The organism is Streptococcus sp. V913 (assembly GCF_054353455.1).
On record NZ_JBTHHX010000002.1, the window covers coordinates 390,555 to 403,926 of the forward strand.

The following is a 13,372-nucleotide window of genomic DNA, read 5'->3' on the forward strand; positions in this document are numbered from 1 at the left end:
TTGGTCTCTTCTTTCTTTTGCTGATTTTCTGGAAATAAAATGGTATAATGAAAGGTATGGAAAACGAAAAATTGCGTATTAATATGCTGAGTTCAAGTGAAAAAGTAGCTGGTCAAGGAGTGTCAGGAGCTTATCGAGAATTGGTTACTCTCCTTCACCGTGATGCCAAAGACCAGTTGATTGTTACAGAGAATCTTCCTGTAGAGGCGGATGTAACTCACTTTCATACCATTGATTTCCCCTATTATTTATCCACTTTCCAAAAGAAACGCTCTGGGAGAAAAGTTGGTTATGTGCATTTCTTACCTGAGACACTCGAAGGGAGTTTGAAAATTCCATTTTTCTTAAAAGGAATTGTCAAACGCTATGTTTTTTCCTTTTACAACCGAATGGAACACTTGGTGGTGGTTAATCCCATGTTTATCGAGGATCTAGTTGCTGCGGGTATTCCACGAGAAAAAATAACTTATATTCCCAATTTTGTAAACAAAGAAAAATGGCATCCATTACCAGCTGAACAAGTTGCACAACTTCGTGAAGAAATGGATCTCGCCAAAGATCAGTTTGTCGTGGTTGGTGCGGGCCAGGTTCAGAAACGAAAAGGGATAGATGATTTTATCCGTCTTGCTGAAGAATTGCCAGAAATTACCTTTATCTGGGCTGGTGGTTTTTCATTTGGTGGAATAACAGATGGTTATGAACGCTATAAGAAGATTATGGACAATCCACCTAAAAATCTAATTTTCCCAGGTATTGTGTCACCGGAGAGGATGCGGGAACTGTATGCTTTAGCTGATTTGTTCTTACTACCTAGCTATAATGAACTATTCCCTATGACCATCTTAGAGGCAGCTAGTTGCGAGGCTCCTATTATGTTAAGGGATTTGGACCTGTATAAGGTCATTCTTGAGGGAGATTATCGTGCTACAAGTGATGTCTTTGAGATGAGAGAAGCAATCCTAGAATATAAAGAAAATCCTGAAGCGTTGAAAGAATTGAAAGAAAAAGCTAAAAGGATATCCAAGCAGTATTCAGAAGAGCGTTTACTGGGAATTTGGTTAAAATTTTATCGGGAACAGGCTGCTCTAGGTAAAAAGTGAGGTAATCTATGCGAATTGGTTTATTTACAGACACCTATTTTCCTCAGGTTTCCGGGGTTGCGACCAGTATTCGAACCTTGAAGACAGAGCTTGAGAAGCAAGGCCATGCAGTTTTTATCTTTACAACAACAGATAAAGATGTGAACCGCTACGAGGATTGGCAAATTATTCGAATTCCAAGTGTCCCTTTCTTTGCATTTAAAGATCGACGATTTGCCTATCGAGGTTTTACAAAGGCACTTGAAATCGCCAAGCAGTATCAACTCGATATCATTCATACCCAGACAGAATTTTCACTTGGATTATTAGGGATTTGGATCGCACGAGAATTGAGAATTCCTGTTATCCATACCTACCATACCCAGTACGAAGACTATGTGCATTATATTGCTAAGGGGATGTTGATTCGTCCAAGTATGGTAAAATATCTGGTACGTGGTTTCCTTCGTGATGTAGATGGAGTAATCTGCCCTAGTGAGATTGTTCGGGACCTTTTATCTAAATACAAAGTCAAGGTTGAAAAGCGTGTCATTCCAACCGGAATTGAGCTAGCTAAGTTTGAACGACCTGAGATTAAAGAGGAAAACTTGCAAGAACTTCGTTCGAAGTTAGGTATTCAGGAAGGCGAGAAAATGCTACTGAGTCTTTCTCGTATCTCCTTTGAGAAGAATATCCAAGCAGTCCTAGATGCTTTTGCTGAAGTATTGAAAGAAGAAGATAAGGTGAAGCTGGTCGTTGCTGGAGACGGTCCTTATCTGGACAGTCTGAAAGAGCAAGCAGTGAAATTAAACCTGCAAAAACATGTGATTTTTACAGGTATGATTGCTCCAAGCGAGACAGCCTTATACTATAAGGCTGCAGATTTCTTCATCTCTGCCTCAACGAGTGAAACTCAGGGCTTAACCTATCTAGAAAGTCTAGCCAGTGGAACGCCTGTTATCGCTCATGGCAACCCCTATCTTGAAAATCTGATCAATGATAAAATGTTTGGTACCCTCTACTATGGAGAACGAGAGCTTGCAGGAGCTATCCTTGAAGCCTTGATTGCTACTCCTGATATGTCTGAACAAAAGTTGGCGGATAAGTTGTACGAAATTTCGGCTGAGAACTTTGGGAAACGAGTACATGAGTTTTACCTCGATGCCATTATCTCAAATAACTTTGAACATGAATTACATGATGGGAAACCTGTTAGTCAGCGCTTTTTGAAAACGATTTTATATCTACCCCAACAGGCTGTTACAAGCCCAGTAAAAGAGTCTAAGCGTATTTTGCGGGCTTCTCGGAAGCAATTATCCAGCATCAGAGATTATTGGAAAGATGAATTCAAATAATAGAATAAGAGGAAAATACTATGAAAAAATTAATGCGAAGTGGAAAAGACCAGAAAATTGCTGGAGTCTGTGCAGGAGTTGCCCATTATTTTGATATTGACCCAACAATTGTTCGTGTTGTTTGGGGTGTTCTTGCATTTTGTTATGGAGCAGGAATCCTTGCTTACATCATTTTATGGGTGGTTGCACCAGTTTCGACAGACTATTAAACTAGAATTATAAAGTGAAAAGGAGAAGTTATGGCTTTTGGAGATAATGGAAAACGTAAAAAAACATTGTTTGAGAAAGTGACACTTGTTGTCGTGCTCATCATGTTGTTTGTAACCCTTGCTGGTATCTTTGCGACAGCGCTTGGAGCATTTAGCGGATTCTAAGCAAGCTGCGTGGATAGAAACAATAACTAATGACTGGGTTCTCCCCAGCCTTTTTAAAGTGAGAAGAAATATGAGTATGTTTTTAGATACAGCCAAGATTAAGGTCAAGGCTGGTAATGGTGGCGATGGCATGGTTGCCTTTCGCCGTGAAAAATATGTCCCGAATGGCGGTCCTTGGGGTGGTGATGGTGGACGTGGAGGTAACGTTGTTTTCGTAGTAGACGAGGGCTTGCGTACCTTGATGGATTTCCGCTATAACCGTCATTTCAAGGCTGATTCTGGCGAAAAGGGGATGACCAAAGGAATGCACGGACGTGGTGCAGAAGATCTTCGTGTTCGCGTGCCACAGGGAACTACTGTACGTGACGCAGAAACAGGTAAAGTCATTACAGACTTGATTGCACATGGTCAAGAATTTATCGTGGCTCATGGCGGTCGAGGTGGTCGTGGGAATATCCGTTTTGCAACACCAAAAAATCCTGCGCCTGAAATCTCTGAGAATGGAGAGCCAGGTCAAGAACGTGAGTTGCAACTGGAATTGAAAATCTTAGCAGATGTTGGTCTAGTCGGTTTCCCATCTGTCGGCAAGTCAACTTTGCTCAGTGTCATTACTTCAGCTAAACCCAAAATCGGTGCTTACCACTTTACGACAATTGTCCCTAATTTGGGTATGGTTCGTACACAGTCAGGTGAATCTTTTGCAGTAGCTGACCTTCCAGGTTTGATTGAAGGGGCTAGTCAAGGTGTTGGTCTTGGAACCCAGTTTCTCCGTCATATCGAACGTACACGAGTTATCCTCCATGTCATCGATATGTCAGCTAGCGAAGGACGTGATCCTTACGAGGATTACCTTGCTATCAATAAAGAATTGGAATCCTACAACCTTCGTCTCATGGAACGTCCGCAGATCATCGTAGCCAATAAGATGGATATGCCTGAAAGTCAGGAAAATCTTAAAACTTTCAAGGAAAAGTTAGCAGCAAACTACGACGAGTTTGAGGAACTTCCAGCCATCTTCCCTATTTCTGGATTGACCAAGCAAGGTTTGTCAACTCTTTTGGATGCGACAGCTGAATTGTTAGACAAGACTCCAGAATTTCCAATCTATGATGAGTCTGATATGGAAGAAGAGGCGTACTACGGTTTTCACGAGGAAGAAAAAGCCTTTGAGATTAGTCGTGATGATGATGCGACATGGGTACTTTCTGGTGAAAAACTCATGAAACTCTTTAACATGACCAACTTTGACCGTGACGAATCAGTTATGAAATTTGCCCGCCAGCTTCGTGGTATGGGGGTTGATGAAGCCCTTCGTGCGCGTGGAGCCAAAGATGGTGATTTGGTTCGCATCGGTAAATTTGAGTTTGAATTTGTAGACTAGGAGATTGATATGGGAGATAAACCGATATCATTCCGAGATGCAGATGGAAATTTTGTTTCTGCAGCAGATGTATGGAATGAAAAGAAACTAGAAGAATTGTTTAATCGTCTCAACCCTAAACGTGCCCTTCGATTAGCACGTACAAAGAAAGAAGAAACACAGTCCAAGAAATAAAAAATTCCCGTGATTTTTTGATCACGGGATTTGTGTTATTCACCAAAGAAAAATGGTGGTGCATATTTTTTAAGACTTTCAAAACAAGCTTGCGCTTTTGTAGCATCCTCACAGATAATCATGCAGACATCATCTCCACAAAGCGTTGCAATGACATCTGGAAAGTCCAAGGAATCAATTACAGATCCAAATGATTGAGCTAAACCGGGTAAGGTTTTCAAAATAACTTGGTGTTGGACAGGACGCAACATAACAAGAGCATCTTCCATATAATTTTCAAGACGTTTTTCCCACTTGGAGATAGAGCCTGTATTTAACACGTAGTAAGAATGATCTTCTTCGCGTACTTTTGAAAGGTTCATGGTTTTGATATCGCGTGATAAGGTAGCCTGTGTAACTTGGATATCGTTTTCGGCTAACAAGGCTTGCAATTCCGCTTGGGTATGGATTTTATTTTTTGAAACGAGGGCACGAATAAGTTGGTGTCTGTGTTCAGATTTGTTCATAAGTGTTAATAGCTCCTTTTATGAGGGAATAGTGATAGTAGATTGTGCTAAATCAACAGTCAAGTGATAGTCTGTATTATCTCGAATTGTAATCTCAAAGTCTGTTGTGTAGAGCACTAAGCGGAGAATGTCTCCTTCCTTAAGTTTGTAAATAGTTGGTTGAAGCTCTAGCTTGAAGTCCATCCATTCATTTGGTTGGATTTCTTCGATTGTCAAGAGATCATCTCGGTTTTGAAGATTGAGGTAGCCTTTAGTGATGACACGTTGAGCACTTGGATTGAATGGCAGTTCACAGAGATTTTCTAACATGTGGTAACGACCATTATCAATTGTTCGGACTGATTGAACCGCTGGATAGGGTTGAAGGTACTTCTGTTGTCCTAGTTGGAGGACTTGAGCAGACAATAAGCCCTTGTTTGTACTTGATTTGACACGAAGTTTCAGCTCCACTCGACCATTTAAGTGAATGTCTTGACTTACTGGGAGGTCAATGGTGATCTGATTAGCTTTTCCTTGGTAAAGTTCAGTGTTGAAGGTCAGGTAAGTCTTTCCATAACGTTCAAAATCTTTTTGATCATACTGGTTTTGAATCACCTTTTCTTCAGTTCCAAGTGGGAAAGTATGCAGTTTATTCTGTTTGCCAAAGTCGTCAAGGCTCTGCCATGTTTGCGGTGCAGTATTGTCCTGCCAGATGATAGTAGGGAGTTGATAGCTTGAGTCAAGTCCTAACAATTTCTTACTTAACAAGGCATTCATGGATTCGCGGAAGTCAATGGACTGCCAGTTGTTCACATAGACATGGGCACCATGATGGAAAAAGAGGTGCTTATTGATATGAGTTGGAAGAGCATGAAACATCTGGTAAACATGAAGAGGTTTGACGTTCCAATCCTGGGAACCATGCGTAAAGACGACCTCAGCTTGAACCTTATGAGCATTGCGCAGATAGTTGCGGTCATGCCAAAACTGATTGTAGTCACCAGTCTTGCGATCGAGTTTCTCTTTTACCTTCTCTAAGTCTGCCTGATGAGCTCCATTACCACGAATATAATCACCAGCTAGGAGATTACGGGAGTAGGTCAATTCAGCAAGTGAGTCAAAATCCTCACCTGGATAACCACCTGGGCTAGTCACCAAACCATTTTCCCGATAGTAGTTGTACCATGAGGAAATACCTGCTTCTGCGATGATTACTTCTAAGCCATCAACACCAGTGGTCGCAAGTCCATTGGACATGGTCCCTAGATAGGAAATTCCTGTTGTTGCGACTTTACCGTTTGACCAATCAGCCTTGACTTGACGTTTGCGCGTGTGGTCCGTGAAAGCCCGGCAACGACCATTAAGCCAGTCAATCACGTTTTTATATGCTTCAATTTGATGGTAGTCCCCATTAGTCATGAGACCTTGGGAATCCCTGGTACCAACACCCGATACATAGAGATTGGCAAATCCTCGTGGGAGTAAGTAGTCGTTGAGGGTGTATGAGCTATTGATATGAGCTAACTTTTCTTCAGCTTCAGAGACGAGTTCAGCTTGGCCGAGAGGCTCGACTAAATTCAGCTTAGGCTCCTCAAGCTCAATGGTGTGGGCAGGTTTGACCTCAAGTTCTCCTTCCATTTTGTAGAGAGCTTTATCGCTAGCTTTGACGTTGGTCCCTTGGTGATAAGGGCTGGCAGTCATAACTGAAGGAATCTGTCCATCATAACGCGGGCGAATAATGCTGACCTTGACTAAGTCAGGGAGACTGTCTTTATCAGTATCCACACGACTCTCGACATACACAACTTCACGAATGACATCATGAGTAGAGAAGGTTGCCAAGCTCTTACCGTTAAAGTAGTGATAGTGATTGTCTTCTAAAATGAGTCCGTCACTAACCAGTTGGTCGATGAGCGTATTTCCTTTTTTAGTTCGTGTATTGAGTAACTGATAAAGATTTTCGATGAGATCTCCATAAACAATAGGAAATCCAGTTTCTTTACGGAATTGTTCGGCGTCCTCAAAGTCAACAAGATAGTTAAACCCTAAAAGTTGAAAAACTACCGTGTAGAAAACATCAGCAGTTAAATTACGCTCTGATTGGAAAAAGGTTAATAGATCTGTTTCGTTATCCGCGGCCAAAGTGGATAAGGCATAATCCGTGTTAGAATAAGTGAAAAAACTCCAACGGATGAAGTCTTCAAATTGCTTTTTTAAGGGCAGTTGAGGTGACAATTCCAGACCAAGACTTACTAGTTCATCTAATTGTTGAGAACTAGTGGTAGGAAGATAGCTAAATTGATTAAAACGCATGGTTCTCTCCTTTGAAAACAGACTGAATTTATTATATCAAAAAATAAGGAAAAATGGAATAAATAAACTTTAATGCAAGAAATTTCGTGAAGCGGAATACCTATTTAGTAAGTTATTATAAAATGATGAATAAATACTATAATAAAAAGCCCTTTCTTAGAATTTTTTATATGTGAAATTGCATATAGAGTCTGACTTTATTATACTTTACTTAGTATAAAAATGTCTAAAATGATATTCAAATCCATCTTATAATATTAAAAATTAAAGGGAAGAAAGACGGAGAGGTTGTAAATGCTGATGTTGAAAAGAAAGCATCCGAGTTGCTTCAATATCCAACTTAAAATGGTATAATAGTAGTAAAACGAAAGCAAGGAGGAGAAGAAATGATTGCACAGCTTGACACCAAGACTGTTTATAGTTTTATGGAAAGTGTGATTTCGATTGAAAAATATGTACAAGCGGCTAAAGAGTATGGCTATTCTCACCTTGCTATCATGGATGTGGATAATCTCTATGGGGCTTATCATTTTTTAGAAGTGACTCGAAAATATGGAATCCAACCTTTAATTGGTCTTGAAATGACCTTGATCAAAGATGAGGAGAATATTTCTCTTCGTTTTCTAGCCCTATCCACTAAAGGTTACCAAGAGTTGATGAAGTTATCCACTTTAAAAATGACTGGACGGAAAAATTGGTCTGACTTCACCTCCCACCTCGAAGATGTGGCCATTATTGTTCCCTATTTTAATGGGGTCGAACAACTGGATTTGGGGCATGATTATTTTATCGGTGTAAGTCCAGATACTCCTCAAGAAGTCTTTAACAGACCGATTCTTCCACTCTATCAAGTCAACTCTTTTGAAAAAGAAGATATACAAGTTTTGCAAATCTTGTCGGCAGTCAAGGACAATGTCAGTCTTAGGGAAGTGGATCTGCATTCACAACAGGGAATCTTTCTACCTGCCTCAGATTTAGAAGCTCGGTTTAAAAATCGCTTCCCTCAGGCTCTTGTCAATCTCCAGGGTTTGATAGAGAATGTAAGTTATCAAATCGACCCAAGTTTAAAACTTCCTCGCTTTAATCCTAAAAGACCAGCGGTCGAAGAACTTAGAGAGAGAGCTGAGCAAGGCTTGAGTGACAAGAGGCTAACCTCAGCTATCTATCATGAGCGACTGGATGAGGAATTAGCTGTGATTCATGATATGGGATTTGACGACTATTTTCTTGTAGTTTGGGATTTGCTCCGTTTTGGACGTTCCCAAGGCTACTATATGGGAATGGGGCGTGGGTCTGCTGTTGGTAGTCTGGTGGCTTACTCACTTGATATCACAGGGATTGATCCGGTTGAAAAGAACCTGATTTTCGAGCGCTTTTTAAATCGTGAGCGCTATACCATGCCCGATATCGATATCGATATCCCTGACCTTTATAGGCCAGAGTTCATTCGTTATGTTCGTGATCGCTATGGCAGTCAACACGTGGCACAGATTGTCACTTATTCGACCTTTGGAGCCAAACAAGCAATTCGTGATGTTTTCAAACGCTATGGTGTTCCAGAGTACGAATTAACAAATATTACTAAAAAAATCAGTTTCCGAGATACGCTAACGACGGCCTATGAAAAGAATTTGCAATTTAGGCAGATAATCAATAGCAAGATTGAATACCAAAAAGCTTTTGAGATTGCTCGTAAGATTGAAGGTTATCCTCGTCAGACATCTATCCATGCGGCAGGAGTCGTTATGAGTGACCAAGACTTGACGGACTATATTCCTCTAAAATATGGTGAGGATATGCTCATCACCCAGTATGATGCTCATGGTGTTGAAGCCAATGGACTTCTAAAAATGGATTTCCTAGGATTACGTAACCTGACTTTCGTACAAAAAATGCAAGAATTACTTGCAAAATCAGAGGGCGTACATCTAAAAATCGAAGAGATTGATTTGGAAGACAAAGAAACCTTGGCTCTCTTTGCAGCTGGAAATACGAAAGGTATTTTCCAATTTGAACAATCTGGTGCCATTCGACTCTTAAAACGAGTCAAGCCGCAAGTCTTCGAAGAAGTGGTAGCAACGACATCGCTCAACAGACCAGGGGCAAGCGATTATATTGATAATTTTGTGGCTCGTAAGCATGGTAAAGAAAAGGTGACGGTACTAGATCCTGCCTTGGAGGACATTTTGTCATCAACCTACGGTATTATGCTCTATCAAGAGCAGGTCATGCAGGTGGCTCAGCGCTTTGGAGGATTCAGTCTTGGTAAAGCCGATATTCTCAGACGAGCCATGGGTAAGAAGAATGCTAAAGAAATGCATTTGATGAAGGAAGATTTTATAACAGGAGCTATGAAACTTGGGCATACAGAAGAAAAGGCCAACCAAGTTTTTGCAGTGATGGAAAAGTTTGCAGGCTATGGATTTAACAGATCCCACGCCTATGCCTACTCAGCACTGGCTTTCCAGCTAGCTTATTTCAAGACGCACTATCCTGCTATTTTCTTTCAAGTTATGTTGAATTATTCTAGCAGCGATTACATTGTAGATGCATTGCAGATGGGCTTTGAAGTGGCTCCTTTAGCAATCAATAGTATTCCTTATCACGATAAAATTACCCAGAAAACAATCTATCTTGGTTTGAAAGCTATTAAAGGGATGCCAAGAGATTTTTCTTATTGGATTATTGAAAATCGTCCCTTCTCAAGTATCGAAGATTTCGTCACACGTCTCCCCAAGAATTACAAGAAACTGTCACTTTTGACACCTTTGGTTGAACTAGGTCTCTTTGATGAATTTGATAAGAATCGTCAGAAAATTTTAGTGAATCTGCCAAACTTATTTGTCTTTGTTGAGGAGTTGGGAGGACTCTTTGCGGATACAAACTATAGTTGGACGGAGGCTGATGATTTTACAGAGGCGGAGAAATTTTACAAGGAGCAGGAATTGATTGGGGTTGGTATCAGTGCCCATCCTTTACAAACACTTGCCAAACAAGCTCTTTATCCGACAACGCCCATTTCTATAATCACTGAGGGGAGTCATGTAACTCTTCTAGTTGAAGTGCAAAAAATAAAAGTCATTCGAACTAAGAAGGGCGAGAGTATGGCCTTTCTACAGGTTCATGACGGTAAGTCTCGACTGGATGTGACTGTATTTTCAGATCAGTATCGAAAATACGCTTCCATCTTATCTGAAGGAAAATTCTACTACATCAATGGCAAAGTTCAATCACGAGATGGTCGTCTGCAAATGATTGCACAAGATTTGAAAGAAGCAGTCGCTGAACGATTCTGGATTCAAGTTAAAAATCACGACAATGATAAAGAAATTTCAACTATCTTAGAACAACATAAAGGCTCTATTCCTGTAATTATCAGGTATGTTGAGGAAGAGAAAACCATTGTTTCCTCCCAACATTTTGTAAAAAAAGATCCCCTTTTACAGGAAAAATTAGAGGGAATTGTTATGAAAACGATTTATCGCTAAAAATACGGAAAATAGAAGAATTTTCCAATTAAATGTGGTATAATCAGTAAGAATGTTAAAAGAAAAAGGAGCATAACCAAATGAAACGTATTGCTGTTTTGACCAGTGGTGGAGACGCCCCTGGTATGAATGCTGCTATCCGTGCGGTAGTTCGTCAAGCAATCTCAGAAGGAATGGAAGTATTTGGTATCTACGATGGATACGCAGGTATGGTTGCCGGCGAAATTTATCCACTTGATGCTGCTTCAGTAGGAGACATCATTTCCCGTGGTGGTACTTTCCTTCATTCTGCTCGTTACCCTGAGTTTGCACAACTTGAAGGTCAACTTAAAGGGATTGAGCAGTTGAAAAAACACGGGATCGAAGGTGTTGTTGTAATCGGTGGTGACGGTTCTTATCACGGAGCTATGCGCTTGACGGAGCATGGATTCCCAGCTATCGGTCTGCCTGGCACAATTGATAATGACATCGTAGGTACTGATTTCACAATTGGATTTGATACTGCAGTTACTACTGCAATGGATGCGATTGATAAGATTCGTGATACATCATCAAGTCACCGTCGTACTTTCGTTGTAGAAGTAATGGGACGTAACGCTGGTGATATCGCACTTTGGGCAGGTATTGCAACTGGTGCTGATGAAATCATTATCCCTGAAGAAGGCTTCAAGATGGAAGATATCGTAGCTAGTATCAAAGCTGGTTACGAATGCGGTAAAAAACACAACATCATCGTTTTGGCCGAGGGGGTTATGTCTGCCGATGAATTCGGTAAGAAACTCAAGGAAGCAGGAGATACTAGTGACCTTCGTGTGACTGAGCTTGGACATATCCAACGTGGTGGTTCACCAACTGCTCGTGACCGTGTCTTAGCGTCACGTATGGGAGCACACGCTGTTAAACTTCTCAAACAAGGAATCGGTGGTGTCGCTGTTGGTATCCGAAACGAAAAAATGGTTGAGAATCCAATTCTTGGTACAGCAGAAGAAGGAGCTTTGTTTAGCCTAACAGCTGATGGTAAGATTGTTGTTAACAACCCTCATAAAGCTGATCTTGAACTTTCTGCTTTGAACAAGAGCTTGTCCTAATCAACTTTCATTAATTTGGTAACATGACCATAAAAGGTCGAATTATATAAAGGAGTCACAAAATCATGAATAAACGTGTAAAAATCGTTGCAACTTTGGGTCCTGCGGTAGAAATCCGTGGTGGTAAAAAATTCGGTGATGACGGATACTGGGGAGAAAAACTTGATGTTGAAGCTTCAGCTCAAAATATTGCAAAATTGATTGAAGCAGGAGCGAACACTTTCCGTTTCAACTTCTCACACGGTGACCACCAAGAACAAGGTGAGCGTATGGCAACTGTTAAACTTGCTGAAAAAATTGCAGGTAAAAAAGTTGGTTTCCTTCTTGATACTAAAGGACCTGAAATCCGTACTGAATTATTCGAAGGTGACGCAAAAGAGTACTCTTACAAAACTGGTGAAAAAATCCGTGTTGCAACTAAACAAGGAATCAAATCAACTCGCGATGTGATTGCTTTAAACGTTGCTGGTGCTCTTGACATCTATGATGACGTTGAGATTGGAAAACAAGTGCTTGTTGACGACGGAAAACTTGGTCTTCGCGTAATTGGTAAGGATGACTCAACTCGTGAATTTGAAGTAGAAGTTGAAAATGACGGCATCATTGCTAAGCAAAAAGGTGTAAACATCCCGAATACTAAGATTCCTTTCCCAGCACTTGCTGAACGTGATAACGATGATATACGTTTCGGTCTTGAGCAAGGTATTAACTTCATCGCGATCTCATTCGTCCGTACTGCAAAAGACGTAAACGAAGTTCGTGCAATCTGTGAAGAAACTGGAAACGGGCATGTTCAATTGTTCGCGAAAATCGAAAACCAACAAGGTATTGATAACTTGGATGAAATCCTTGAAGTAGCTGATGGTATCATGATTGCTCGTGGTGACATGGGTATTGAAGTACCATTCGAAATGGTTCCAGTTTACCAAAAAATGATTATCACAAAGGTAAATGCAGCTGGTAAAGTCGCTATCACAGCAACAAACATGCTTGAAACCATGACTGAAAAACCACGTGCAACGCGTTCAGAAGTATCAGACGTGTTTAACGCTGTTATCGACGGAACCGACGCTACAATGCTTTCAGGTGAGTCTGCAAATGGTAAATATCCACTTGAGTCAGTTACTACGATGGCAACTATTGACAAGAATGCTCAAACCCTTTTGAAAGAATACGGTCGCTTGTCGTTTGTTAACTTGCCACGTAATTCTAAGACTGAGGTTATGGCTTCAGCTGTTAAGGATGCGACAAATTCTATGAATATCAAGTTGGTGGTTACTCTTACTAAGACAGGTCACACTGCTCGTTTGATTTCTAAATACCGTCCAGATGCTGATATCTTGGCAATCACTTTCGATGAATTGACTCAGCGTGGTTTGATGCTTAACTGGGGAGTTATTCCAGTAACAACTGATCGCCCATCAAACACTGATGATATGTTTGATCTCGCTGAAAGAATTGCAGTTGAGCAAGGTTTGGTAGAATCTGGTGATGATATTGTTATCGTTGCAGGTGTACCACTTGGCGAAGCTATCCGTACAAACACAATGCGTATCCGTACAGTACGTTAATCTAACATTACAAAGCCTGTCATATCAAGCTTTATCGCTTGTGTGATAGGTCTTTTTTTATCAA

At 40.7% G+C, this 13,372-nt stretch carries 11 protein-coding genes; 9 read left to right on the top strand and 2 right to left on the bottom strand.

Annotation, left to right across the window (positions count from 1 at the left end):
* The first annotated feature begins 56 nt into the window (after nt 1-56).
* From ACXYSL_RS05920 to ACXYSL_RS05945, 6 genes are all read left to right on the top strand, one after another.
* Complete coding sequence (locus ACXYSL_RS05920; protein ID WP_458624227.1) at nt 57-1,100, top strand: glycosyltransferase family 4 protein; 1,044 nt, start codon at nt 57-59, stop codon at nt 1,098-1,100.
* An 8-nt stretch (nt 1,101-1,108) separates the two neighbouring features.
* Nucleotides 1,109-2,434, top strand: coding sequence for a glycosyltransferase family 4 protein (locus tag ACXYSL_RS05925; protein ID WP_001219470.1), 1,326 nt, complete (start codon nt 1,109-1,111; stop codon nt 2,432-2,434).
* Nucleotides 2,435-2,454: 20 nt separating this feature from the next.
* Nucleotides 2,455-2,643, top strand: coding sequence for a PspC domain-containing protein (locus tag ACXYSL_RS05930; protein WP_198014356.1), 189 nt, complete (start codon nt 2,455-2,457; stop codon nt 2,641-2,643).
* A gap of 30 nt (nt 2,644-2,673) precedes the next feature.
* Nucleotides 2,674-2,808, top strand: a complete 135-nt coding sequence (locus ACXYSL_RS05935) for a DUF4044 domain-containing protein (RefSeq protein WP_458624228.1) — start codon at nt 2,674-2,676, stop codon at nt 2,806-2,808.
* 70 nt (nt 2,809-2,878) lie between these two features.
* Entirely contained in the window at nt 2,879-4,189 is a 1,311-nt protein-coding gene (gene obgE / locus ACXYSL_RS05940) for a GTPase ObgE (RefSeq protein ID WP_009730069.1), read from the top strand.
* A gap of 9 nt (nt 4,190-4,198) precedes the next feature.
* The gene (locus tag ACXYSL_RS05945; RefSeq protein WP_000502578.1) at nt 4,199-4,363 is read left to right on the top strand and encodes a hypothetical protein; all 165 of its coding nucleotides are present in this window, start codon (nt 4,199-4,201) and stop codon (nt 4,361-4,363) included.
* 35 nt (nt 4,364-4,398) lie between these two features.
* On the opposite strand, the gene ACXYSL_RS05950 is transcribed toward ACXYSL_RS05945, so the two are convergent.
* Both ACXYSL_RS05950 and ACXYSL_RS05955 read right to left on the bottom strand, forming a co-directional pair.
* Complete coding sequence (locus ACXYSL_RS05950) at nt 4,399-4,869, bottom strand: arginine repressor (protein ID WP_001043015.1); 471 nt, start codon at nt 4,867-4,869, stop codon at nt 4,399-4,401.
* A gap of 18 nt (nt 4,870-4,887) precedes the next feature.
* Nucleotides 4,888-7,161 (bottom strand): Xaa-Pro dipeptidyl-peptidase, encoded by a 2,274-nt coding sequence (locus ACXYSL_RS05955; RefSeq protein WP_458624229.1) that lies wholly within the window; start codon nt 7,159-7,161, stop codon nt 4,888-4,890.
* Nucleotides 7,162-7,547: 386 nt separating this feature from the next.
* Between ACXYSL_RS05955 and ACXYSL_RS05960 the strand changes: the two genes are divergently transcribed.
* The 3 genes from ACXYSL_RS05960 to pyk all read left to right on the top strand — a co-directional run bounded on the left by ACXYSL_RS05960 (nt 7,548) and on the right by pyk (nt 13,308).
* Nucleotides 7,548-10,649 carry a DNA polymerase III subunit alpha gene (locus ACXYSL_RS05960; RefSeq protein WP_458624230.1) on the top strand — a complete coding sequence of 1,034 codons (3,102 nt, stop codon included), beginning with the start codon at nt 7,548-7,550 and terminating at the stop codon, nt 10,647-10,649.
* Nucleotides 10,650-10,729: 80 nt separating this feature from the next.
* Nucleotides 10,730-11,737, top strand: coding sequence for a 6-phosphofructokinase (pfkA, locus tag ACXYSL_RS05965; RefSeq protein WP_458624231.1), 1,008 nt, complete (start codon nt 10,730-10,732; stop codon nt 11,735-11,737).
* A gap of 65 nt (nt 11,738-11,802) precedes the next feature.
* Nucleotides 11,803-13,308 carry a pyruvate kinase gene (gene pyk / locus ACXYSL_RS05970; RefSeq protein ID WP_458624232.1) on the top strand — a complete coding sequence of 502 codons (1,506 nt, stop codon included), beginning with the start codon at nt 11,803-11,805 and terminating at the stop codon, nt 13,306-13,308.
* Nucleotides 13,309-13,372 lie beyond the last annotated feature (64 nt).